The following is a 21,961-nucleotide window of genomic DNA, read 5'->3' on the forward strand; positions in this document are numbered from 1 at the left end:
GGCGGCAGCAGAACGATCTGCCGGTCGTGATAGGGCGCGATATCCGGTCCCGGAGCCGTGGTCAGCATGGTGAAGGCGCCGTCGCGGATCAGGCCGGCGATCCAGAAGGTCGGATGGGCCTTCATCGTGAACAGCCACTTGGTCTTGCGCTTCTGGCCCGGCTGCGGATCGGTGAACTCGTAAAAGCCGTCGGTTGGGATGACGCACCGCGTGCTGTTGGCGAACGACCGGCCTTCCGAGCGGAAGTTGAACACCGGGCGGCCTTGCGGCGATGTCCAGGCCCATTTGGTCATCGACAGCGCCACGGCGTCGCCGGACCGGGTGACCACCGGCGCCGTGTCGCCGATGCGGATGTCGTCGCGCGGCTCGATGTTCGGCTTGCCGGACGGGAACACCAGCTCGATCCCGACCTGCCGGAACTCCTCGAAGGCGTGCTCGCTCAGCGGGCGGAAGCGGTAGTCGTTGCACATGCGTATGCTTCTAGCCGCTGCGGGCGGGTTGAGAAAACCGCTTGCGCAACGAGGGCGGGACGCATTTACCGGCAGGACTGACTCAAGGAACGCCCATGGCCCGCTCGCCCTCAGCTGATCCGACCGCCAGCGTCCGCTCCGGCCCTGTGAAGGCTGCGCCCGGCGTCGCCGTTCCTGAAGGCCCGGGCGCTCCGCCCCCGGCGGCCAGGAAGAAGCCGATCTGGACCCATCTCTATTTTCAGGTGCTGGTCGCCATCGGGCTCGGCGCCCTGATCGGCCACGTTTGGCCGAGCTTCGGCGAAAGCCTGAAGCCGCTGGGCGACGCCTTCATCCGGCTGGTGAAGATGATCATCGCGCCGGTGATCTTCCTGACCGTCGCCACCGGCATCGCGCACCTGCGCGACCTCGGCAAGCTGGGCAAGGTGGTGGGCAAGGCCTTCGCCTACTTCCTCACCTTCTCGACCCTGGCCCTGATCGTCGGCCTCGTGGTCGCCAACGTCGTGCGGCCAGGCGCGGGCATGAACGTTGATCCCGCCACGCTCGATCCGGCGGCGGTCGAACAGTACGCGAGCAAAGCCCACGAGACGTCGATCGTCGGCTTCCTGATGAACATCATCCCGGAGACGGTCGTCGGCGCCTTCGCCGGCGGAGAAATCCTTCAGGTGCTGTTCTTCGCCATCCTGTTCGGCATCTCGCTGGCGGCGATCGGAGACCGGGCGCAACCGGTGATGACCGTGCTGGAGAGCGTATCGGAGGCCTTCTTCAAGCTGGTCGCGATCCTGATGAAGGCCGCGCCGATCGGAGCGTTCGGCGCCTTCGCCTTCACCATCGGCCGCTACGGCATCGAGTCGGTCGTCAATCTGGCGGCGCTGGTGGGCACCTTCTACCTGACCTCGGCCCTGTTCGTCGTCGTAGTGCTCGGTACGGTGGCGCGGCTCAACGGCTTCTCTATCTTCAAGCTGATCCGCTACCTGAAGGAAGAGCTGCTGCTGGTGCTGGGCACCTCCTCGTCCGAGGCGGCCCTGCCCAGCCTAATCGAGAAGATGGGCCGCGCCGGCTGCGACAAGTCGGTCGTCGGTCTGGTGGTGCCGACCGGCTATTCGTTCAATCTCGACGGCACCAACATCTACATGACGCTGGCGGCGCTGTTCATCGCCCAGGCCTGCGGGGTCGAACTGACGCTGGGCCAGCAGGTGCTGCTGCTGGCGGTGGCCATGCTGAGCTCGAAGGGCGCGGCGGGCGTGACCGGCGCCGGCTTCATCACCCTGGCGGCCACCCTGGCCGTGGTGCCGAGCGTGCCTGTGGCGGGCATGGCGCTGATCCTTGGCGTAGACCGGTTCATGAGCGAGTGCCGGGCCCTGACCAACTTCATCGGCAACGCCGTCGCCACCATCGTCGTCGCGCGGTGGGAGAAGGGGCTGGATGGCAAGGCGCTGGATCGCGCGCTCTCGGGCGCGCCGGCTCCGGTTACGGCCGGCTCGCGCGAGGCCGACGCCGATTAGGCCTATTGCACCAGCCGCACCTTGTTGATCGACGCCGCGATCGAAGAGAAGGCGGACCTGAGGGAGTTCGCGTCGCGGGCGTCGAAATAGTGATCCGAGCCGGATGCACAGCCTTCCAGCAGATCCCGGGCGGTGCTCGACGAGACGGCGAAGGCGACGGTGAATATCTCGATATTCTGCTCCTTGGCGTAGTCGCAGATAGCGGCTGTATCGGTGTTGGTGGCGCGCAGCTGGGTGACGCCGGCGTTTCCGCCGCTCGGCGTCGAATGACGGCCATTTGACGCGTCAAACCGCAGGGTGTTCTCGCCGTCCGTCATCAGCACCATGATCTTGCGCGGGTTCCGGTTCTCGGAGTGATAGGCAGAGCCCTCGGCCAGGGGCAGGGACGGCGACAGCATGTTGACCCCCCAGATGACGCCGGTCGGAATGTAGGTCAGCGGGCGATAGCTGCCGACATTGATCACAAGGTTCTGGATGGCGGACGTGACGACGCTCTTCTGCGACGTCAGCGGCGTGATGGGCGTCAGGCAGTTCTGGCTGGTCGACAGAAGGCCGGGATAGCGCTTGTCCGGTCGCTGGTCGTTGAGGCGGAATATCCCCTCCGTCCGCGAGCCCACGCAGCCGTACCAGCGATAGCGCGTTGTGCCGCCGCCCGAGCAGGTCTCGTACGGAGCCACATCCACGACCTTGCAGGTCTGGGGCGTGCAGTCATAGTTTTCGGAGACGCCGTCGACCTTGCGGTTGCAGGTCTTGGGTGTTCCTCGCGTGCACTGGTTCCGAGTCGTCCGGGTGGTGCAGACACGGGCGCTTGTGGTGTCGTAGTCGGCCGGCACTGAAATCCATGGCTGATTGCGGTTGGCCGTACCGACATTCACATAATCGGCGTAGGGGACGACACCAATCTTCACATTGCCGTCCTCCCGACGCATCAGTTCGTCGACGAGCGTGCGCGCTGCGGACTTCAGCGATGTGATCCGAACGCCGCCCGCGCCGTCGCTGTCGGACATGGACCAGGTGTTGTCGAGGACCAGCGCCAGCTCGACCTTGTCAGCGGTGCCGCGCGTCGCTGTCGCCGTCACGGTCACGGGCAGCGAAGTGACGCCGATGATGCCGAGGAACAGCGGCTTGACGGCGCCGGTCATCCGGAGCCGCAAATGGGACTCCACGGGCTGATCCACCGCGCTTTGGATCTGACGATCCAGATACTGGAAGTTCAGGTTCTGCATCAGGTAGGTCTCGGCCACGCGCTCGGCGGCCGGGAGCGCCTGATCCCGGGAAGCGGCGGCCGCCAGAACCGCCGCGTCCACGGCCCCCTGGGCGCTCGAGCGGGCGGTGTAGGCGCGGAAGAAGTCGATCCCGCCGCCGACCATCATCACCAGCACCGGCAGGGCGAGCGCGAAAATCATCGCCACGTTGCCCCGGTCGCTCCGGAACAGTCGCGTCAACCCCCTCGTAATTCGGCCTCTAGCCATTGCGCCATTCCCCACCTTGGTGCCGGAATGATCTCATCAACCACTGAAAACCCGGTTAAATTCCATGTTTAGCGGCTGGTAGGGATTTGGGCCGTGAGGCCTTCAGCCGTCCGTCAACGGAGCACTGTTGCGCCCATGCCCAAAGCTGACGGACGTTGCGAAACGTGGGAGAGGGCAGCGCTTCATCATTCGAGGACGCAAGTGACCTGCACCCTGTTCGGCATTCCAAACTGCGACACGGTCAAAAAAGCCCGGGTCTGGCTGGATCAGCGGGGCGTCGCCCATGCCTTCCACGATTACAAGAAGGCTGGCGTCGACCGAACTCGGCTCGAGTCCTGGGTGGCGGAACACGGCTGGGCCACGGTGCTGAACCGCGCGGGTACGACCTTCCGCGCCCTGCCGGATGCGGAAAAAGCCGATCTCGACGGCGCAAAGGCCGTGTCCCTGATGCTGGCCCAGCCCTCAATGATCAAGCGGCCGATGCTGGATCTGGGGCGCCGCACGCTCGTCGGGTTCAAGCCCGATCTATACGCCGCCGCCTTCAGCCAGTCCCCTCAGCCTTCGACGTCGACCTCTGGCCGGTCGTGACCGTCGGCGCGTTCCGTGATCCATGCGCCGGAGGCGTCAGCGTATTCGATCATGGCGTTTTCGTCCGGGACCTTCTGCTCGCGCGCCGCGGCTAAAGCGGCCGCGCGGGCCGAGTCGTGGTCGGGATAGGTTTCCGAATATGTGCCGCCCGACTGGTAGGCCCAGCCTCCGTCATGCTCGACGATGCGATAGGTGACGTGGACCATCTGGGTCTCCCGGGTGAATGTCGGCAAGCGAACGCAGGCGGCGGGGATGGGTTGCCGCGCCTCTGGCGCCCGTCCCGCGGCCGGTTCAGTCGCCTTACCAAAGTTTCACCTTGGCCGCTGCATCCAGGCGGCTCTTCCGCAGCCTCTTGTCGTCAGAAGGCCGAAGCATCAGGCTCCGGTCGTACATGAAGGGGATACGGATATGGACGGCGAAGTTCTCATACCGCTCGCAGGCATCGGCATGATCATCGCGATCGTGCTCGGCCCGGTTTACCTGAAATCCCGCGAACGTCGGGAACTGCAGGAGACGGTCCGCGCCGCCATTGACAAGGGCCAGCCGCTGCCGCCCGAAATGATCGAGGCGATGACAAGGGACGTTTCCAAGTCGCTGCCTTCGCGCACGCGCGACATTCGCCTCGGCATCATCTGGCTGGCCGTCGGCATCGGCATCGCTGCCTTCAGCTACCTGAGCTCGATCGGCTGGCAGGACAATGACGCCGGCGAGTTCTTCGGTGGTGTGACCGGCTTCGCCGCCATCCCCGTCACCGTCGGGCTGGCTTTCATCGTCCTGAGCTTCTTCAACAAGAACAAGGACTGAGGCGGGTAGGGCGGGGGGACTCACCATGACCCAGCCTCTGGTCGACCGGCACGACGTCGAGCTCGCCGCCCTTGCGGCGGCGGGCGGGCGGCGGGAGTTCGGGGAACTCGTGCGCCGCCATGGTTCGGCGGTGCGGGGGCTTCTTCGGCGCATGGGGGCTCAGCCCTCGCTCGCCGACGATGTCGCCCAGGACGCCTTCATTCAGGCGTTCGAGCGCTGCGCGGAGTTCCGGGGCGACGGCACCTTCGCGGGCTGGATCAAGAAGATCGCGGCGCGGCTTTACATCAAACGGATCGCCCGCGAAGCCCGGTACATCGCGGAAAGCGAGACCGAGGACGTCGTGCCGACGACCGACCATGCTGGGCTGATCGACCTTGACGAGGCGCTCAAGTCTCTCAGCGAGGTCGAAAGGATCTGTGTCTCTCTCTGTCACGGCGCGGGCATGGCCCATCCGGAGATCGCCTCCGCCCTCAATTTGCCACTCGGCACGGTGAAGTCTCATGTCAAACGTGGTCTGGATAAACTCCGCGCGCGGCTCCAGCCGCAGCCATCCCTGGGGAGCGTGCAGCATGTCGGCTGACGAGTTCGACCCCGATATCGAGCGCCTGTTCGGTCGGGCCCCCCACATGCCGGACGCTCCACTCTTCACCGCCCGTGTGGAACAGCGCCTGCAGCAGGGATCGCGCGTGCGGTTCCTCGCCCTCGGTCTGGCCGGCGCGATCGGCGGCGCCGTCGCCATCCGTGAAACCATGACGATCAGTTTCGACCTCGGGTCCGCGCCCGGCGCGGCGGCCTCCGGCGGATTGGGGCAGGGCATCCAGTCGGCCTCGATCAATGTGCAGGACGCCGTGACGTCGGGTCTCGAGCAGGTTGGCCTCGCCAACCTCGAGCTGGGCTCGATGGGCGGCATGCAGATGTTCTGGATCGCAGCTGCGGCCCTGATCGCTCTTGCCGCGGGCGGCGTGATGAAGCTGTCGCAGGACCTCTGATCGGCGGGCAGGGTGACGGGGGACGCCCCCGTCGCTATCTATCGCTCCGAACAGGAGGATCGTCATGTCCAGCCAGAAGCAGGAGACCGTCCGACGGCTCGCCGCGCCGGATATCCGGGCCCGCAAGGGGCAGGAGCCGCTGGTCTGCCTCACCGCCTACGACGCGCCGACGGCGGCCCTGCTGGACGAGCACTGCGACCTGCTGCTGGTCGGCGACAGCGTCGGCATGGTGGTCCACGGCCTGCCCAACACGGTCGGCGTCACGCTGGAGATGATGATCCTGCACGGCCAGGCGGTGATGCGCGGGGCCCGCCGGGCCATGGTGGTCATCGACATGCCCTTCGGCAGCTACGAAGCCGGCAAGGAGCAGGCCTACGAGAACTGCGCCCGGGTGATGAAGGAAACGGGCGCCCAAGGGGTCAAGCTGGAGAGCGGCCCGACCGTGCCCCAGACCATCGACTATCTGGTCCAGCGCGGCATCCCCGTCATGGGGCACGTCGGGCTTCGTCCGCAGGCGGTGCTGACCGACGGCGCGTTCAAGGCCAAGGGCCGCACGGACGACGAACGCCTGCGGGTCATGGCCGAGGCCGAGGCCACGGCCGACGCCGGCGCCTTCTCCATCGTCATCGAAGGAGTGGCCGAGCAACTGGCGCGCGACATCACCGCCGCGGTCGACAAGCCGACGATCGGCATCGGCGCTTCGTCAGCCTGCGACGGCCAAATCCTCGTGACGCACGACATGCTGGGTCTGTTCGACTGGACACCCAAATTCGTGCGTCGTTACGGCGACATGAAGGGCGAGATCGACCGCGCGGTGGCCGCCTACGCCTCTGACGTCCGGGCCCGCCGTTTTCCTGCCGAAGTCGAGACCTACTTCTCGAAAAAGCCCGCCACGCCGTAAGGCTGCGTTGCGGCGCACACGCCGACGCTCTAGGGTCCGGCCGGATTGAAATTCAGCGGCCTCAGCGCCGTCTTCTGGGGGCGACTTAGCCGTGGTTGATGTCTTCGAGCAGGTCGAGGAGGAGCTCCGCTCCGACCGGTACAAGCGGCTCGCCCGCACATGGCTGCCCGTCTTCGGCGGCGTCCTGCTCCTGGCATTGATCGCGGCGCTGGCCTTCTGGGGCTGGGACAGCATGCAGACCTCGCGTGCGGACAAGGGCTCGGTGGCCTTCGACCGGGGGCTCCAGTCGCTCCAGGCGAATAATCCGATCGGCGCCGACGCCGCCTTCACCCAGGCGGCCAAGGATGGGAACGGCGCCTACAAGGCCATGGCGCTGATGCATCGCGCCGGAATCGCCGTCGACGCCAACCGCATCCCCGATGCGCTGCGTCTGTTCGACGAAGCGGCCAAGGCGTCTCGCGACCCGCTGCTGGCCGACGCCGCCGCCCTGAAGGCCGCCTACCTCGCCATGGACACGGAGACGTTGGCGCAGGTCGAAGCCCGGCTCGAGCCGCTGGTTGAGGACGACCGGCCGTTCGCGCCCTTCGCCATCGAGGCCTTGGCCATGGCCCGTCTTCAGGCCGGCCAGACCGCGCCGGCCCGTTCAGCGCTCGTGCTGTTGAAAAACGGCCTCGATACGCCCGAGATCGTCGGGCAACGCGCCGAGCTGACCCTCGCCGCGATCGACGCCGGAGCCGCCGCCAATCTGAAGGCCATCGTGGACGCCCAGAAGCGCCTGCCGGTTCAAGCCCCCCCCGCGCAGGCTCCACAACCGGGTCCCGCGCCCGCCGCACAGCCTCGCCCGTGACTTCTGTTTTCAGGACGCCCTTGATGAACCGTGCGCTCAAAATCGCTCTGATGAGCGGCCTGGCCGTGACCGTGGCCTCTTGCGGGACGGTTCGGAACGCCCTGCCGTTCGGACTGGGCGGCCAACAGGAGCCTCAGGCGACGGCGTCCGCGGGCCAGCGCATTTCGGTTCTTGAGTTCGAACAGCAGTTGGCGCCGTCAGCGGCGCTGTCCGGTCGCGACTTCTTCCTTCCGGGACCGCAAGCCGCGACGGCCTGGACCCAGCCGGGCGGCAACGCCGAGAACTCGGTCGAGCACGTGATCGCGGCGCCCGAATTCGCCGTCGCATGGCGTCGCGACGTCGGCGCCGGCTCCTCGCGCACGCGCCAGGTCATGGCGCCGGTCGTCGCAGACAACGGCCGCGTTTTCGTCCTCGACGGCGAGGCGACGGTGTCGGCTGTCGACTCCGGCACCGGCGCCGTGGCGTGGCGGGCCAACATCAAGCCGGATGAGCGCGAGCGCCGCAGCCGCGGCCTGCTCGGTCTCGGCATCGGCGGCGGCCCCTCGGGTGGCGGCGGCTTCGGCGGCGGCGTCGCCGTCGGCGGCGGCCGCGTCTTCGTCGCATCCGGCTACCGGACGGTGACGGCGCTGGATCAAGCGACGGGCGCGGTCATCTGGACGACGCCGGTCGACGTGCCGATCCACGGCGCGCCCACCGTTGCGGGAAACCGCGTTTTCGTCGTTGACGTGGAAAACCAGATCCAGGCCTTCGACACAGCCACGGGCCGACAAGACTGGTCGTACCGCGGCATCCCCGAGCCCGCGCGTATCATGCGGGCGTCCAGCCCCGCCGTCACCGGCGACACCGTCATCGCGCCGTTCTCGTCGGGCGAACTGGTGGCCCTGCGCGCCTCGACCGGTCAGGCCGTCTGGCAGCAGGTCCTGTCGCGCACCAGCCGCACCAGCGCCCTGTCGGAGATCCGCGACATCGCCGGTCGCCCGGTTGTGTCGCGCGGCTCGGTCTACGCCGTCAGCCACTCGGGCCTGTTGTCGGCGCTGGACGTGCGCACCGGCCAGCCGAAGTGGGCCCCTCTGCCTATCGCCGGCGTCAACGCCCCCCTCCCGGTCGGCGACGTGGTCTATGTCGTCTCCAAGGACGGCGAGCTGACGGTGATCAACCGGGACACCGGCGCCATCTACTGGACCCGTAACCTGAACGAGGGCCGGGTTCGCAGCGAGGGCGGCGTCCTCGGCTTCTGGGACCGCACGGTGCGGCCGGAATGGTCGGGGCCGATCCTGGCGTCGAACCGCCTGGTCCTCGCCAACTCGGACGGGGAGCTGGTCGCATTTGATCCCAAGACGGGCGCCCAGACCGCAAGCCTGCGGATCGGTGCGCCCGTGTTCATCGCGCCCGCCGCCTACAACGGGGCCCTTTACGTCCTGACCGACACCGGCGCCCTCGTCAGCATCCGCTGACGCGCACCTCAAAACTGGGTTAGAACGCCGACATGGCATTGAAGGTCGCCATCGTCGGCCGCCCCAACGTGGGCAAGTCGACCCTGTTCAACCGCCTAGTCGGCAAGCGCCTCGCGCTGGTCGACGATCGCCCAGGCGTGACTCGCGACCGACGCTATGCCGACGGCAACATCGGCGACATGGACCTGACGCTGATCGACACCGCGGGCTACGAAGACGTCACCGACGAAAGCCTCGAGTCCCGGATGCGGGAACAGACCGAAGCCGCCATCGAGGACGCCGACCTGATCCTGTTCATGATGGACGCCCGCGAAGGCGTGACCTCGCTGGACCAGATCTTCGCCGACCGACTGCGCCACCAGCACAAGCCGGTCATCCTGCTGGCCAACAAGTCCGAGAGCCGCGAGAGCGGCGGCGGCATCGGCGAGGCCTGGTCCCTCGGCTTCGGCGAGCCCGTCGCCATCTCCGCCGAACACGGAGAGGGCATGGCCGACCTGTACGCGGCTGTGGTCGCGGCCTCCGCGGACATCTTCATCGAAGAGGTCGACGAGCCCGACAAGCCGATCCGCATCGCCATCATCGGCCGTCCCAACGCCGGCAAGTCGACCCTGATCAACCGCCTGATCGGCGAGGACCGCATGCTTACCGGCCCGGAGGCCGGCATCACCCGCGACTCCATCTCCGTCGACTGGGAGTACGAGGGCCAGAACATCCGGCTGGTCGATACGGCGGGCATGCGGCGCAAGGCCCGGGTGCAGGAGAAGCTGGAGAAGCTGTCGGTCGCCGACACCATCCGCGCCATCACCTTCGCCGAAGTGGTCGTTCTGGTCATGGACAAGGACGACGCCTTCGACACCCAGGACCTGCAACTGGCCGATCTGGTCGAGCGCGAGGGCCGGGCGCTGGTCTATGTCGCCGCCAAATGGGATCTCGAGACCGAGCCGCAGTCCAAACTGGCCAAGCTGACACAGATGGCCGAGGACAAGCTGCCCCAGCTGAAGGGTTCGCCCTTCGTGGCCCTGTCGTCCCACAGCGGCCGGGGCGTCGAACGGCTGATGCCCGCCGTTCTTCAGGCCCACGCCACCTGGTCGGTCAAGGTCAAGACGAAGGACCTCAACACCTGGCTGGCGCTGGCGACCCAGAGGCATCCGCCGCCCGCCGTCGACGGCAAGCGGATCAAGCCCAAATATATGGCCCAAACCAAGGCCCGCCCGCCCACCTTCGTGTTGATGGCCAGCCGCGCCGAGTCCATGCCGGAACAGTACAAGCGCTATCTGGTCAACAACCTGCGGGAATCCTTCGACCTTCCGGGGACGCCGATCCGCCTGATCGTCAAGTCGGGCAGCGAGAATCCCTATGCGCCCGGCGGCTCGAAGTCAGGTCCGGAGCGCTACAAGGGCGACGCCAAGACCGCGCCGCGCCGCGTGATCAAGAAGGCCGAGCGGGAGGATCGCCTGTCCAACCTGCCCGGCAAGGCGCTGGAGCAGAAGAAGGCCGGCAAGGGCAAGATCAAGCCGCTGGCGGGGCTGAAGGCCAGCGCCAACAAGAAGGCGGGCTCGTCCGTCGCGGTTCAGAAGGGCGCGCGAGGCGGGGCCCGACAGGTGTCACGCTCCGGCCGAGTGCGAACCGGGCAGAAGCACGTGCCGAAGAAGTAGCGGCCGCCCGGACCCGGCCGGCAGCGTGTGTAAGGTGGTGGAACGGCGTTGTGTCTTGACCGACGGCCGTCCTTGGCCTCACCTCGGCTGCGCGCCCGGCGCAGGAGGCTGTCATGAAGATCATCGCAACGCTCGCGATCGCCGCTGGCGCCGTGTCGGCCATGACCGCCTCCGCGCCGTCGGCGACCGCCCAGGACCAAGGCCGCACCTTGACCATTGCTCTGACCGGCGCGGCCGAGGGGCCCGGGCTGGGCGACCCGGACGGCAGTGGGACGGCCGAGCTGCGGATCGACCCGGAGGGCGGCCAGTTTTGCTATGTCCTGACCGTTTCCGGCATCGCGCCCGCGCGGCTCGCGCACATCCACAAGTCGCCGGTGGGCGAGGCGGGTGGGCCGATCGTCGTCACCCTGCAGCCGCCGACGGAGGGACGGAGTGAAGGCTGCACCGCCATCGCGCCCGCCCTGGGTCGGGCGCTGCTGGACGCCGGCGCCGACTACTACGTCAATGTGCACAATCCCGAGCATCCAGGCGGCGCGGTTCGCGGTCAGCTGGGCTAGGAGACAACTCCGCGAACGGCGAAATCCGATAATGTTGCGGCGGCGCGACATTCGGGTCATCTTGTGAAGGAACTCACGGGAGGAAGCCCCATGCTGCTCGCGACCCTGTTTGCACTCGCCCTGGGACAGGCGGCCGCGGCGCCGCCGGCCACCCCAGAGCAGGCGGCGGCTCCCACCCAGCAAGCCGCGCCCGCCCGGCTGACGACGGCGCAGCAGGCCCGCCTTGCCCAGCAACGCCGGCACAACGGGGCGCTGGTCTGCGAGAACCGCGCGCCCACAGGCTCGGTCATGAGCCGTCAAATGTGTCGGAGCGAGCGGCGCGTTCAGGCCGACGCAGCCCGCGCCCGCACCTATGTCGCCGAGGTCACGCGGGGTACCCCCCACGAGCCGCACCCCGATATTGGCGGCGAATAGCGCGCGATCAGATCAGGGCGGCCACGCCCGGCCCCTGGCTCCAGTCCTTGAAGCTGACTTCCAGCGCGGGCTCGATGTCGCCCCGCGCCAGTTCTACCATCAGCGGCCCGATCACCGACGGATGCACGACCGTCTCCGGGTTCTCGCCGGGATAGGCCTGCGCCCGAAGCTGTGTCCGCATCCGCCCGGGATCGATGATCGAGATCCGCACGGGGGTCGACTCGATCTCGTCGGCCCAGCATTTGACGAGCGCTTCGGCCCCGGCCTTGGTGGCGGCGTAGGCGCCCCAGAAAGCCTTCGGCGCCGACGCGACGCTGCTGGTCACATAGATCGCGCGCCCGGCGGCGGATGCCTTCAGCAACGGCTCCAGAGACCGGATGAGCCGATAGACGGCTGTGAAGTTGGTCTTTTCGACCTTGGCCCAGACCCGGGGATCGGCGTGGCTGACCGGCGTCAGGCCGGAGGCGCCCATGGTCGCCGCGGTCTGCACCCAGACGTCAAGCTTGCCGAAGCGCTCGTAGATGGCGCCGCCCAGCCGGTCGATGGCGCCGCCGTCCACCAGATCGAATGGAATGAGCGTCGCATGCCGCCCCGTGGCCTCGAAGATTTCGTCGTCGAGGTCTTCCAGCCCGCCGACCGTCCGGGCGGTGGCGATGACGTGCGCGCCGGCCTTCGCCATCGCGAGCGCGCTCTCATAGCCGATGCCGCGCGACGCGCCGACGACGAGGGCGATGCGGTCTTTCAGGGGAAGATCGGACATGGCCGGCCTGATAGCCCGCCGGCGCCGCTGACGGAAGCTAGAACCCCGCCGCCGGTTGCCACAGGCTGAAGCTGACGCCCTGATCGTCGCTGACCACGACCGAGCGGCCCGTCGCGCTGTCGGACGGAACCGCGGACTTGCCGCCCAGCTCCGTCACCCGCTTGCACGCCGCTTCCACGTCCTCGACGCGGAAGTAGAGATGCGGAAACTCGCGGGCCCTTTCGACCTTGGTGAAGCCGAAGGGCGGATTGCTGCCGGCGACGTGGGCGTAGGTGGGGCTGGAGGCGACCGGGTCGAAGGTCCAGCCGAACACGGCCGAATAGAAGGCCTTGGCCTTGCCGATGTCCGGCGTGTCCATGGTGAAATAGCCGAGCTGGATCATGCGTCGCCCCGTACCGAAGACACCGGCCCCTAAAAGCGGAGCTGCGTTCCGCTCTTAAGCGCTCACCAGCAGCGAAAGTTGCCGGGCCGCCACCTCGCGCCCGCCCTCCTCGATCTCGCGGTCGAGCAGACGGGTCGGGTATTCGCCGGTGAAATAGTGGTCGGTGAACTGCGGATAGCGTGGGTCGCGGGGACCGGCCTCCATGGCTTCGTACAAGCCGTCGACCGACAGGAAGCCGAGCGAGTCGACCTCCAAGAACGCGCGCATCTCCTCCAGGGTCTTGTTGGCGGCGATCAGCTGGTCCCGCTCAGGCATGTCGATGCCGTAGAAGTCCGGCCACAGGATCGGCGGCGAGGCGGAGCGCAGATGGACCTCGGTGGCGCCCGCGGCCCGCACCGCGCGCACCAGTTTCACCGAGGTGGTGCCGCGCACGATCGAGTCGTCGATCAGCACGACCCGTTTGCCCTCGAGCACCGAGCGGTTCGGGCTGTGCTTCATCCGCACGCCCTTCTGGCGCGCGCCCTGGCTGGGCTGAATGAAGGTGCGGCCCAGATAGTGGCTGCGGATGATCCCCATTTCGTACGGGATGCCGCTCTCCTGGGCGTATCCCAGCGCGGCTGGGACGCCCGAGTCCGGGACCGGCACCACCACGTCGGCGTCCACGCCGTGCTCGCGCGCGAGGGTCTGACCCATCCGCTTGCGCACGCCATACACGGAGCGCCCGTTCACGATGCTGTCGGGACGCGAGAAATAGACGTATTCGAACAGGCACGGGCGGGCGCCGCGCGTCGGGAACGGCTTCAGCGACTTCAGCCCGTCCTTGTCGATCACCACGACCTCGCCATGCTCGACGTCCCGCTCGAACACGGCCCCGATGGTGTCGAGCGCGCAGGTTTCGGACGCCAGCACCCAGGCGTCGCCCAGCCGCCCCAGCACGAGGGGACGGATGCCCAGCGGATCGCGGGCGCCGATCATCTTCGAGCGCGTCTGGCAGACCAGGGCGTAACCGCCTTCGATCCGACCGATGGCGTCGATGAAGCGGTCGACGATCTTGGCCTTTCGGCTCCGGGCGATCAGGTGAAGGATGACTTCGGAGTCGGAGGTCGATTGGAAGATCGCGCCTTCGCCGACCAGTTGGTTTCGCAGGTAGAGGAAGTTGGTCAGGTTGCCGTTGTGGGCAATGGCGATGCCGCCAGAGTCGAGGTCCGCGAACATCGGCTGGATGTTGCGCAGGAAGCTGCCGCCCGCGGTGGAATAGCGGGTGTGGCCGACCGCCGCCGTGCCGGGCATGCGGGTCGACAGGTCGGCGCCGCCGAACGCCTCGCCCACCAGTCCCATGTGGCGCTCGGTGTGGAAGCGGGTCTCGTGGACGCTGGCCATGCCGCAGGCTTCCTGCCCGCGATGCTGCAGGGCGTGCAGGCCCAGCGCCACCACGGCCGAGGCCGCATCCTTGTCGGCGCCCCAGACGCCGCACACGCCGCACTCGAGGCGCGGACGGTCGTCGTCGTCGTCCCGAAAATGCTCGCGGTGGACGACGGGGTCGGCGATGGAATGGGCGAGGCGGCTCATCGTGGGGCTCCGATGAAGCAGGGAACGCTAGCGGGCGGCGGACGGCGGCGAAGTATTGGGTGTTTGGGGCGAGGGCAAGGCTTCGTCCCCGGAAAACCCTTTGCTCACGGACGATGCGACCATCGGCTTCAGGGCGTCTGCGCCGCGGCCGATGCCCGGCAGGACCAGCTGGATGGCTCTTGCGGCGCCCGCGGTCACGGGCCGGACGGCGGCGTTGGTCAGCCAGCCCGGCGTCCGCTCGCCGGGCAGCGCCGCCATCACAACCAGGTGGATCGCACCCAACAGTACGAGTGAGCGCGCAGCCCCAATGAAGATGCCCGCGATCCGATCGATCCCGCCCAGGCGCGGGTGCGCCTGCGCCCGCTTCGACAGAATCGACCCGAACAGCCGAATGCCGAAATAGATCAGCAGAAAGGAGACGATGGCCGCGGCGATGGTTCCGGCCCAGTCGGGATCGATCAGGCCTCGTCCGATCGGCGCCGTCACCGGCAGGGCGACCAGGGCGATGAAGGCCGCCAGCACGAAGCTGAGCAGGGTGATGATCTCGCGCGTGCCGCCGCGCACCCAGCCGGCGACGGCCGAGATCAGGATCACAGCGAGGGCGACGATGTCGAAGCCGGTCATGGCGCGGGCCGCCTCGTTGGTCGCTCGTGATCGTTCCCCATCGGTCCCTAGTAGCGGTTTTGCGAGATTCGTTCGACCGCTTCAGTCAGCCGGCTGACAGAGGTGACCTTCACCCCCTTGTCCTTGACAGTCAGCGGCGGCGACAGGGCCTGATCGAAGCCGAGCTTCTGAGCCTCCCGTAGCCGCGCCTCGGCCCGTCCGACGGCGCGGATTTCACCCGACAGGCTGATCTCGCCGAACACCACACAGCCCTGCGGCAGGGGCGTGTCCGTCGCCGAGCTGACCAGCGCCGCCGCCGCCGCCAGATCGGCGGCCGGCTCGTTGATCCGCAGTCCGCCGGCGACGTTCAGATAGACGTCCTGATCGCCGAAGCCGAAGCCGCAACGCGCCTCCAGCACCGCCAGCACCATGGCGAGGCGCCCGGTATCCCAGCCGACGACCGCCCGCCGGGGCGTGCCGTACGCCGATTTCGACACCAGCGCCTGCACCTCGACCAGCACCGGGCGCGAGCCTTCGATGCCGGCGAACACCGCCGCGCCGGGCGCGCGGTCCTTGCCCTCGCCGAGGAACAGGGCGGACGGGTTGGCGACCTCGCGCAGGCCCGCGTCGCCCATTTCGAACACGCCGATCTCGTCGGTGGCGCCGAAGCGGTTCTTGCCGGCCCGCAGGATGCGGAACGGATAGCCGCGCTCCCCCTCGAAGCTCAGCACCGCATCGACCATGTGCTCGACCACGCGGGGGCCCGCGACCTGGCCGTCCTTGGTGACGTGCCCGACCAACACGACGGCCACGCCCTGCGACTTGGCCAGCCGCACCATTTCGCCGGCGCAGGCTCGCACCTGGGTCACCGAACCGGGCCCGGCCTCGTGCGCGTCGGACCACAGCGTCTGGATCGAATCGACGATGACGATGTCGAACTTCTCGCGCTTCAGCGTGGCGAGGATTTCCCGCAGGGCCGTGGCCGACGCCAGCTCGACCGGGGCCTTCTCCAGTCCCATCCGGCGGGCGCGGGCGCGGATCTGCTCGACCGCCTCCTCGCCGGAGATATAGGCCACGCGTCTGCCCGACAGCGCCGCCCGCCCTGCGACGTCCAGCAGCAACGTCGACTTGCCGACGCCGGGATCCCCGCTGAGCAGGATGGCCGAGCCCGGCACCACGCCGCCGCCGCAGACGCGATCGAACTCGGTCACGCCGGTGACGATGCGCGGCGGTTCCGGTGTATCAGATTGCAGGCCCTCGAACGCGAGTCCGCGCGTCCGGCTGCTCGCCGCCGGCTTCAGCGCGCCCGGCGGGGCCGAGCGGCTCTCCTCGACGATCGAGTTCCACTGGCCGCACGCCCCGCACTGGCCCGACCACTTCCCGTGGACCGCCCCGCAGGACTGACAGACGTAGATTGCACCATCACGAGCCATGCTTCCGCTTACAGCAGTCCGGCAGAGCAGGGCAGGGGCTCCAGACTACGCTACGTCCGCGATTGGCGCTCGCCTCGCCGTTGCTCCGGCGCCGTCCGCATGCCAGCTTCGCCGCCACAGGGGAGATCATCATGCTGCACCGTCTGGCCGCCGCCGCCATCGCGCTCTCGCTCGGCCTTGTCGCTCCCGCTCAGGCCGACACCCTGGTGGTCACGGCGGCGCGGATGGTCGATGTCGAGCGCGGTCGCTATGTCGACAATCCCGTGATCGTGGTCACCGACGGGCGGATCACCTCTGTCGGTACGGCGGTCCCCGGCGGAGTTCCGGGCGACGCACGCCGCCTCGATCTGCCGGGTCTGACGCTGCTGCCCGGCTTGATCGACATGCACGTCCATCTAGCCGGGACGCCGTATGTCTCTGGCTGGACCGAACTGGAATACGCGGACGACTTCGGCGCCATCCTGCAGGTCGCTCATGCCCGGGCCAACCTGATGGCGGGCTTCACCACGGTGCGCAATCTCGGCGGGCCCCACTTCGCCGACGTCGCCCTGCGGCAGGCGATCGACGGGGGCTTCGTCGAGGGGCCGCGCGTCATCCCCGCCGGGGCGTCGTTCGGAGCGACTGGCGGCCATTGCGACGCCACCGGCCTGCCCCGGTCCATGGAGGAAGCCAACGAGTTCAACGCCGACAGCGTCGACGGAGTCCGGCGCAGCGTCCGCGAAGTGCGCAAATACGGCGCGCAGGTGATCAAGGTTTGCGCCACGGGCGGGGTCTTCTCGCGGAACACTGAGCCGGGGCAGCAGCAGATGACGCTGGCGGAGCTGACCGCCGTGGCCGACGAGGCGCATATGTGGGGGCTGAAGGTCGCCGCCCACGCTCACGGAGCCTCCGGCATCGCCGACGCCATCCGCGCGGGCATCGACACCATCGAGCACGCCTCGATGATCGATGCGGAAGGCATCCGACTGGCGGTCCAGCGCGGGACGTGGCTGTCGATGGACATCTACAACACCGACTTCACCCAGGCCACCGGCACCGAGTTCGGCGTCACCGAGGACAATCTGCGCAAGGACCGCGAGATCGCGCAGATCCAGCGCGACAACTTCCGCGCCGCCCACCGCGCCGGCGCGCGGATGGTGTTCGGCTCCGACGCCGCCATCTATCCGCACGGCCAGAACGCGAAACAGTTCGCGGTCATGGTCGAATACGGCATGACCCCGGCCGAGGCCATCCGGGCCGCGACCTGGAACGCCGCCCAGGCGCTCGGCCGCGAGGGCGACGTCGGCGCCATCGCCAGCGGGCGCTACGGCGATCTGATCGCCGTGTCCGGAGACCCGCTCGCGGATGTGCGGATGCTGGAGACTGTGCCGGTGGTGATCAAGGGCGGCGCCGTCGTGCGCGACGAGCGTTGAGACCTAAACGTAGATGCGCGGGACTCGGGCGGTCACCGACGTCAGCAGTTCGTAACTGATCGTCCCCGCCGCCGCCGCGGCGTCGTCCAGCATGCGGTTGGGGCCGAACAGCTCGGCCCGGTCGCCGACGGCGACCTCGAGGCCGGTGATGTCCACGGCGCAGACGTCCATCGAAACCCGCCCCACGATCGGGCGCGTCTCGCCCCCGACGAAGACAAGACCTTTCGGACTGTAGGCTCGCAGCACGCCGTCGGCGTAGCCCGTGGCGCAGGTCGCGATCCGACGGGGCGAACCGGCCAGGAAGCCGCGCGAATAACCGACGGTTTCTCCGGTCGGCACCTCCCGCACCTGCAGCACCTCCGCGGTCAGCCTCGCGACCGGCCGGATGCGTGGGTCCGGCCGCCCTTCCGGGCCGCCGCCGTACAGGCAGATGCCGGGTCTGAGGGCGTCGAAGGCGTAGCCCGGTCCGAGGAACGCGCCGCCGGAGTTGGCGAACGACCGCACCGCGCCCGGATAACGCGCCGCGGCGGCCGCGAAGGCGTCCCGCTGGCGGGCGTTCATCGGCTCGGATGGATCGTCGGCGCAGGCGAGGTGGCTCAACACCATCTCAAGTCCCGGGAACGGCTCCGGCGCATCCTCCGGGCGGAAGCCGAGCCGGTTCATGCCGGTGTCGATCTGCAGGCCGCAGGGCCCGCCGCCCGCCGCGCGCCACTCAGCCAGCTGTGCCCCTGTGTTCAGCACTGGCCGGAGATCCGCCGCCTTCAGCCGCGCCGCCCGGGCCGTCAGGCACCCATCCAGCACATAGATCAGCGGCTCGGCGCCCAGCGCGGCCCGCAGCCGCTCCCCTTCGCTGGTGCGCGCGACGAAGAAGGTCCGCGCCCCCTCGGCCATAAGCCGCCCGGCGCAGGCCGCGGCCCCGAGCCCGTAGCCGTCGGCCTTCACCACCGGATGCACGGGTACGCCGCCCGCGGCCTCCAGCGCGTGGAAGTTGGCGGCGAGCGCGCTCAGGTCGACGGTCAGCGTGGCCGGGGCGTCCATGCGTCATCTAGGGTCAGCCGCTTGTGCGATGCAACAGAGGCCGGATGACCCGTGTCAGCCCCGGGGCGGCTTGCCCTTGAACGGAGCCTTGGCTGCCGGCTTTCCGCGCGCGTCCTTGGCCGCCCACGGACGGTCGCCGCCCTTGGGTTTGCCCTTCCACGGGCGGTCGCCGGCGGCGGCCGGCGCCGCCTCGGCGTCGGAGCGCGGCGTCCAAGGCGTCTTGCCCTCGGCGGCGGGCTTCTTCACCCAGGGTTTCTTGCCCGGAGGCGTCGGGGCGTCGGGGGTGCGCTTGACCCAGGGCTTCTTGCCCTCGGCGGCGGGAGCCGAGGCCGCGCCGTCCTCGCGCTTCACCCAAGGCTTCTTCTCGGCCGCCGGCCGGTCCTCGCGGGCCTTCCAGGCAGGCTTGTCGCCGTCCTCGCGCTTGACCCACGGCTTCTTGCCCTCGGCCGCCGGGGCGGCGTCTTCCCGCTTGACCCAAGGCTTCTTCTCGCCTTGCGGCTTGTCCTCGCGCGGCTTCCAGGCCGGCTTGTCGCCGCCGTCCTCGCGCGCCTTCCACGGCTTGCGCTCGGGCCGGTCGCCGGTCGGACGGTCGCCCGCGGGCTTCTTGTCCCAGCGGCTGACCGGCTTCTCGGACGGACCCGGCTTGACGGCGGCGTCGATCTTGACGCCGTCCTCTAGGCCTTGGGCGATCGCGGCCTCGAACTTGGCCTTCATCTCCTGGGTGATCTCGAACTTCGTCTCGCGCTCGAAGATCTTGATCGAGCCGATGTCGCGCTTGGTGACGTGGCCCAGCCGGCAGATGGTCGGCATCAGCCATTTCGGGTCGGCGTTCTTGTCGCGGCCGATGTTGATGCGGAACCAGGCCATGTCGCCGCCGCGGGCGAAGTCCGTATACGGCACGTCGGCCTGACCCTTGTCGTTCTTGCCGGTCTCCTGCTGGCGCTTCATCCGGTCGTCGTCATAGACATCTTCCGGGGCGGGCAGCTTCTGCTGGTACAGGCGGATCAGGGCGGCGGCGACCTGCTCGGGCGTGCTCTTCTCAAGGAGCTGCTTGCCAAGCGCCAGGATGTCCTCGTCCTCGACCGGCGCGGTCAGCACCGGATCGGCCAGCATGCGCTTGCGGTCGTTCTCGAGGATCATCTCCGCCGAGGGCGGGCCGGACCATTCGGCCTTGATCGAGGCCGACTGCAGCATCAGCTCGACCTTGCGGCGGCGGGTGTAGCTGACCAGCAGGACGGAGACGCCCTTCTTGCCGGCCCGGCCCGTGCGGCCCGAGCGGTGCAGCAGGCCGGCCTTGTTGACGGGGATCTCCGCGTGGATGACCAGTCCCAGATCAGGCAGATCCAGTCCGCGCGCCGCCACGTCGGTGGCGACGCAGACGCGGGCGTGGCCGTCGCGCAGGGCCTGCAGGGCCTCCGATCGCTGGCTCTGCGTCAGCTCGCCGGACAGGCCGACGACCGAGAAGCCGCGCTCGCGCAGGCTTGAGGTCAGGTGCTTGACCCGCTCGCGCGTGTTGGCGAACACCAGGGCGCCGGGCGCCTCGAAGTAGCGGAGCACGTTGACGACGGCGAGTTCGACCTCGTTCGGAGCGACGCGGATGGCCTTGTATTCGATGTCGGCGTGCGAGCCGGCGCCGACGACCGTGTCGATCCGCAGCGCGTCCTTCTGGTAGGTCTTGGCCAGCTGCACGATGTCACGCGCCAGGGTGGCCGAGAACATCAGCGTGCGGCGCTCGGCCGGAGCGGCGTCGAGGATGAAGGTCAGGTCTTCCTGGAAGCCCATGTCCAGCATCTCGTCGGCTTCATCCAGCACGACGGCCTGAAGCGTCGACAGGTCCAGTGAGCCGCGCTCGACGTGGTCGCGCAGGCGCCCCGGCGTGCCGACGACGATGTGGCAGCCGCGGTTGAGCGCCTGACGCTCGACCTTGGGGTCCATGCCGCCGACGCAGGAGACGATGCGCGCCCCGGTCTGGGCGTAGAGCCACTGCAGCTCGTTCGAGACCTGCAGCGCCAGCTCGCGGGTCGGGGCGATGACCAGGGCGACCGGCGCGCCGAACTCGGCGAACTTCTCGGCCTCGCCCAGCAGGGTCGGGGCCAGCGCAAGGCCGAAGGCGACCGTCTTGCCCGAGCCGGTCTGGGCCGACACCAGCAGGTCGCGGCCTGATCCGTCTTCGTTGAAAGCGGCCTCAAGCACGGCGGACTGAACGGGCGTCGGCTCGGCGTAGCCGCGGTCGGACAAGGCGCGGTCTAGCGCGGGATGGCTGGTGGGGAAGGGCATGGGGTCAGTCCAATAGCACGGTCAGCGCGCGAACGGTCAGCGCGGGATCGGCGGACGCGCGGCGTTTAGTGGGCGATAACGGCTAAATGGTGGAATTCGCCAGCGAAGGAAACCGCCCCTGACGGCCCCGTCATCCTCCGAACGATGGTCCTCGGGACAAGGCCCGAGGATGACGGATCGACCTTGGACTACATCACCGGATGGATCGGGTCGAACGGCGACGGAGGCGGGCTCCACGGATCGACGGCGACCGGTCCGGCATCCCACCCGCCGTCCTGCGCCGACGGGCCGAAGCCGGACAGCAGGGCGTCCAGTCCTTCGGTCTCCGACTCCAGCACCAGGCCCGTCACCCAGCCTTCCACGCCGGCGACGCCGGGCTCCGGCATCAAAAGCGAGGCCGGCGCGAAGGCCATGCCGTTGGAGGGGCCGGTCGTCTCCAGCCCAGCGAGGTCCGGAACCGTCCCCGTGACCCAGCCGGTCACGCCGACCGACGGGCCAGGGCCGGACGCCGCGGCCAGCTCAGTGACGTGGTCCAGCTCGGGCAGCCGCCGCTCGCCGAAGTCCAGGAAGCCGTACATCAGCCCTTCGCCGGCGTCGGCGTAGAGGATGTTCATGTAGGGAATGGCGCACAGCTCCAGCGCCTGTTCGAACGCTTCCAGCGAACGGGCCTTGGTCATGGCGTGCCACTGGTCCAGCCAGCCGCCCTCGACCGCCTTCGCCAGCCTCACGGCGATGGGCTTGCCGTCCCTGACTCCCAGGATCGGCCCGTGGTGCGTTCGTCTGAACGCGACGTCGCGGTCCTCGAAACCGCCGGCCGTCCTGATCCTCACCCGT

The 21,961-nt window shown here is 68.6% G+C and carries 23 protein-coding genes; 12 read left to right on the plus strand and 11 right to left on the minus strand.

The window, feature by feature from the left end:
• On the minus strand, positions 1 to 470 hold a 470-nt coding region (locus VGB60_RS05385), incomplete at its 3' end, for an SOS response-associated peptidase family protein (RefSeq protein WP_331037238.1).
• Between the two features lie 95 nt (positions 471 to 565).
• On the opposite strand from VGB60_RS05385, the gene VGB60_RS05390 reads away from it, so the two are divergent.
• A complete protein-coding gene (locus VGB60_RS05390) occupies positions 566 to 1,972 on the plus strand; it encodes a dicarboxylate/amino acid:cation symporter (RefSeq protein ID WP_331037239.1) in 1,407 nt (468 codons plus the stop codon).
• Between the two features lie 2 nt (positions 1,973 to 1,974).
• On the opposite strand, the gene VGB60_RS05395 is transcribed toward VGB60_RS05390, so the two are convergent.
• Positions 1,975 to 3,378 carry a pilus assembly protein TadG-related protein gene (locus tag VGB60_RS05395; RefSeq protein ID WP_331037260.1) on the minus strand — a complete coding sequence of 468 codons (1,404 nt, stop codon included), beginning with the start codon at positions 3,376 to 3,378 and terminating at the stop codon, positions 1,975 to 1,977.
• 267 nt (positions 3,379 to 3,645) lie between these two features.
• Here VGB60_RS05395 and VGB60_RS05400 point away from each other — a divergent pair, with 267 nt between their 5' ends.
• The gene (locus VGB60_RS05400) at positions 3,646 to 4,032 is read left to right on the plus strand and encodes an arsenate reductase (protein WP_331037240.1); all 387 of its coding nucleotides are present in this window, start codon (positions 3,646 to 3,648) and stop codon (positions 4,030 to 4,032) included.
• On the opposite strand, the gene VGB60_RS05405 is transcribed toward VGB60_RS05400, so the two are convergent.
• Positions 3,999 to 4,238 (minus strand): hypothetical protein, encoded by a 240-nt coding sequence (locus tag VGB60_RS05405; RefSeq protein ID WP_331037241.1) that lies wholly within the window; start codon positions 4,236 to 4,238, stop codon positions 3,999 to 4,001. The genes VGB60_RS05400 and VGB60_RS05405 overlap by 34 nt on opposite strands.
• 202 nt (positions 4,239 to 4,440) lie before the next feature.
• On the opposite strand from VGB60_RS05405, the gene VGB60_RS05410 reads away from it, so the two are divergent.
• From VGB60_RS05410 to VGB60_RS05450, 9 genes are all read left to right on the plus strand, one after another.
• The gene (locus VGB60_RS05410) at positions 4,441 to 4,836 is read left to right on the plus strand and encodes a DUF6249 domain-containing protein (RefSeq protein ID WP_331037242.1); all 396 of its coding nucleotides are present in this window, start codon (positions 4,441 to 4,443) and stop codon (positions 4,834 to 4,836) included.
• A 25-nt stretch (positions 4,837 to 4,861) separates the two neighbouring features.
• Entirely contained in the window at positions 4,862 to 5,416 is a 555-nt protein-coding gene (locus VGB60_RS05415; protein ID WP_331037243.1) for an RNA polymerase sigma factor, read from the plus strand.
• The gene (locus tag VGB60_RS05420) at positions 5,406 to 5,825 is read left to right on the plus strand and encodes a hypothetical protein (protein ID WP_331037244.1); all 420 of its coding nucleotides are present in this window, start codon (positions 5,406 to 5,408) and stop codon (positions 5,823 to 5,825) included. The genes VGB60_RS05415 and VGB60_RS05420 overlap by 11 nt, the downstream gene beginning before the upstream one ends.
• A gap of 64 nt (positions 5,826 to 5,889) precedes the next feature.
• Positions 5,890 to 6,726, plus strand: coding sequence for a 3-methyl-2-oxobutanoate hydroxymethyltransferase (gene panB / locus VGB60_RS05425; protein WP_331037245.1), 837 nt, complete (start codon positions 5,890 to 5,892; stop codon positions 6,724 to 6,726).
• A 91-nt stretch (positions 6,727 to 6,817) separates the two neighbouring features.
• Complete coding sequence (locus VGB60_RS05430) at positions 6,818 to 7,573, plus strand: tetratricopeptide repeat protein (RefSeq protein WP_331037246.1); 756 nt, start codon at positions 6,818 to 6,820, stop codon at positions 7,571 to 7,573.
• 50 nt (positions 7,574 to 7,623) lie between these two features.
• A complete protein-coding gene (locus VGB60_RS05435; protein ID WP_331037247.1) occupies positions 7,624 to 9,027 on the plus strand; it encodes a PQQ-like beta-propeller repeat protein in 1,404 nt (467 codons plus the stop codon).
• A 32-nt stretch (positions 9,028 to 9,059) separates the two neighbouring features.
• Positions 9,060 to 10,682 (plus strand): ribosome biogenesis GTPase Der, encoded by a 1,623-nt coding sequence (der, locus tag VGB60_RS05440; protein ID WP_331037248.1) that lies wholly within the window; start codon positions 9,060 to 9,062, stop codon positions 10,680 to 10,682.
• 113 nt (positions 10,683 to 10,795) lie between these two features.
• Entirely contained in the window at positions 10,796 to 11,239 is a 444-nt protein-coding gene (locus VGB60_RS05445; RefSeq protein WP_331037249.1) for a CHRD domain-containing protein, read from the plus strand.
• 90 nt (positions 11,240 to 11,329) lie between these two features.
• Positions 11,330 to 11,653: a hypothetical protein gene (locus VGB60_RS05450; RefSeq protein ID WP_331037250.1), complete on the plus strand. Its 324-nt coding sequence runs from the start codon at positions 11,330 to 11,332 to the stop codon at positions 11,651 to 11,653.
• Between the two features lie 7 nt (positions 11,654 to 11,660).
• On the opposite strand, the gene VGB60_RS05455 is transcribed toward VGB60_RS05450, so the two are convergent.
• The 5 genes from VGB60_RS05455 to radA are packed head-to-tail and all read right to left on the minus strand — an operon-like array spanning position 11,661 to position 16,400.
• Positions 11,661 to 12,413: an SDR family NAD(P)-dependent oxidoreductase gene (locus VGB60_RS05455; protein ID WP_331037251.1), complete on the minus strand. Its 753-nt coding sequence runs from the start codon at positions 12,411 to 12,413 to the stop codon at positions 11,661 to 11,663.
• Between the two features lie 37 nt (positions 12,414 to 12,450).
• A complete protein-coding gene (locus tag VGB60_RS05460; protein ID WP_331037252.1) occupies positions 12,451 to 12,795 on the minus strand; it encodes a VOC family protein in 345 nt (114 codons plus the stop codon).
• 54 nt (positions 12,796 to 12,849) lie between these two features.
• Complete coding sequence (purF, locus tag VGB60_RS05465; protein WP_331037253.1) at positions 12,850 to 14,364, minus strand: amidophosphoribosyltransferase; 1,515 nt, start codon at positions 14,362 to 14,364, stop codon at positions 12,850 to 12,852.
• Positions 14,365 to 14,391: 27 nt separating this feature from the next.
• Entirely contained in the window at positions 14,392 to 14,988 is a 597-nt protein-coding gene (locus VGB60_RS05470; RefSeq protein WP_331037254.1) for a CvpA family protein, read from the minus strand.
• A gap of 47 nt (positions 14,989 to 15,035) precedes the next feature.
• Positions 15,036 to 16,400: a DNA repair protein RadA gene (gene radA, locus VGB60_RS05475; RefSeq protein ID WP_331037255.1), complete on the minus strand. Its 1,365-nt coding sequence runs from the start codon at positions 16,398 to 16,400 to the stop codon at positions 15,036 to 15,038.
• 131 nt (positions 16,401 to 16,531) lie between these two features.
• Between radA and VGB60_RS05480 the strand changes: the two genes are divergently transcribed.
• Positions 16,532 to 17,812, plus strand: a complete 1,281-nt coding sequence (locus VGB60_RS05480; protein WP_331037256.1) for a metal-dependent hydrolase family protein — start codon at positions 16,532 to 16,534, stop codon at positions 17,810 to 17,812.
• A gap of 3 nt (positions 17,813 to 17,815) precedes the next feature.
• Here the strand turns inward: VGB60_RS05480 and alr are convergent, their stop codons facing one another.
• The 3 genes from alr to VGB60_RS05495 form a co-directional block, all read right to left on the minus strand.
• Positions 17,816 to 18,850: an alanine racemase gene (gene alr / locus VGB60_RS05485; RefSeq protein ID WP_331037257.1), complete on the minus strand. Its 1,035-nt coding sequence runs from the start codon at positions 18,848 to 18,850 to the stop codon at positions 17,816 to 17,818.
• A gap of 54 nt (positions 18,851 to 18,904) precedes the next feature.
• On the minus strand, positions 18,905 to 21,127 hold the full coding sequence (locus tag VGB60_RS05490; protein ID WP_331037258.1) for a DEAD/DEAH box helicase: 2,223 nt from the start codon (positions 21,125 to 21,127) through the stop codon (positions 18,905 to 18,907).
• 188 nt (positions 21,128 to 21,315) lie between these two features.
• On the minus strand, positions 21,316 to 21,961 hold a 646-nt coding region (locus VGB60_RS05495), incomplete at its 5' end, for a penicillin acylase family protein (RefSeq protein WP_331037259.1).

Origin of the sequence: Brevundimonas sp., from assembly GCF_036399195.1 — a bacterium.
Taxonomy (GTDB): domain Bacteria; phylum Pseudomonadota; class Alphaproteobacteria; order Caulobacterales; family Caulobacteraceae; genus Brevundimonas.

Bases quoted from the DNA above. Each gene is read 5' to 3' on its own strand.
- VGB60_RS05390 (WP_331037239.1), top strand. From the start codon at position 566: ATGGCCCGCTCGCCCTCAGCTGATCCGACCGCCAGCGTCCGCTCCGGC.
- VGB60_RS05395 (WP_331037260.1), bottom strand. From the start codon at position 3,378: ATGATTTTCGCGCTCGCCCTGCCGGTGCTGGTGATGATGGTCGGCGGC.
- VGB60_RS05405 (WP_331037241.1), bottom strand. From the start codon at position 4,238: ATGGTCCACGTCACCTATCGCATCGTCGAGCATGACGGAGGCTGGGCC.
- VGB60_RS05410 (WP_331037242.1), top strand. From the start codon at position 4,441: ATGGACGGCGAAGTTCTCATACCGCTCGCAGGCATCGGCATGATCATC.
- VGB60_RS05415 (WP_331037243.1), top strand. From the start codon at position 4,862: ATGACCCAGCCTCTGGTCGACCGGCACGACGTCGAGCTCGCCGCCCTT.
- VGB60_RS05420 (WP_331037244.1), top strand. From the start codon at position 5,406: ATGTCGGCTGACGAGTTCGACCCCGATATCGAGCGCCTGTTCGGTCGG.
- panB (WP_331037245.1), top strand. From the start codon at position 5,890: ATGTCCAGCCAGAAGCAGGAGACCGTCCGACGGCTCGCCGCGCCGGAT.
- VGB60_RS05435 (WP_331037247.1), top strand. From the start codon at position 7,624: ATGAGCGGCCTGGCCGTGACCGTGGCCTCTTGCGGGACGGTTCGGAAC.
- der (WP_331037248.1), top strand. From the start codon at position 9,060: ATGGCATTGAAGGTCGCCATCGTCGGCCGCCCCAACGTGGGCAAGTCG.
- VGB60_RS05445 (WP_331037249.1), top strand. From the start codon at position 10,796: ATGAAGATCATCGCAACGCTCGCGATCGCCGCTGGCGCCGTGTCGGCC.
- VGB60_RS05450 (WP_331037250.1), top strand. From the start codon at position 11,330: ATGCTGCTCGCGACCCTGTTTGCACTCGCCCTGGGACAGGCGGCCGCG.
- VGB60_RS05455 (WP_331037251.1), bottom strand. From the start codon at position 12,413: ATGTCCGATCTTCCCCTGAAAGACCGCATCGCCCTCGTCGTCGGCGCG.
- VGB60_RS05460 (WP_331037252.1), bottom strand. From the start codon at position 12,795: ATGATCCAGCTCGGCTATTTCACCATGGACACGCCGGACATCGGCAAG.
- purF (WP_331037253.1), bottom strand. From the start codon at position 14,364: ATGAGCCGCCTCGCCCATTCCATCGCCGACCCCGTCGTCCACCGCGAG.
- VGB60_RS05470 (WP_331037254.1), bottom strand. From the start codon at position 14,988: ATGACCGGCTTCGACATCGTCGCCCTCGCTGTGATCCTGATCTCGGCC.
- radA (WP_331037255.1), bottom strand. From the start codon at position 16,400: ATGGCTCGTGATGGTGCAATCTACGTCTGTCAGTCCTGCGGGGCGGTC.
- VGB60_RS05480 (WP_331037256.1), top strand. From the start codon at position 16,532: ATGCTGCACCGTCTGGCCGCCGCCGCCATCGCGCTCTCGCTCGGCCTT.
- alr (WP_331037257.1), bottom strand. From the start codon at position 18,850: ATGGACGCCCCGGCCACGCTGACCGTCGACCTGAGCGCGCTCGCCGCC.
- VGB60_RS05490 (WP_331037258.1), bottom strand. From the start codon at position 21,127: ATGCCCTTCCCCACCAGCCATCCCGCGCTAGACCGCGCCTTGTCCGAC.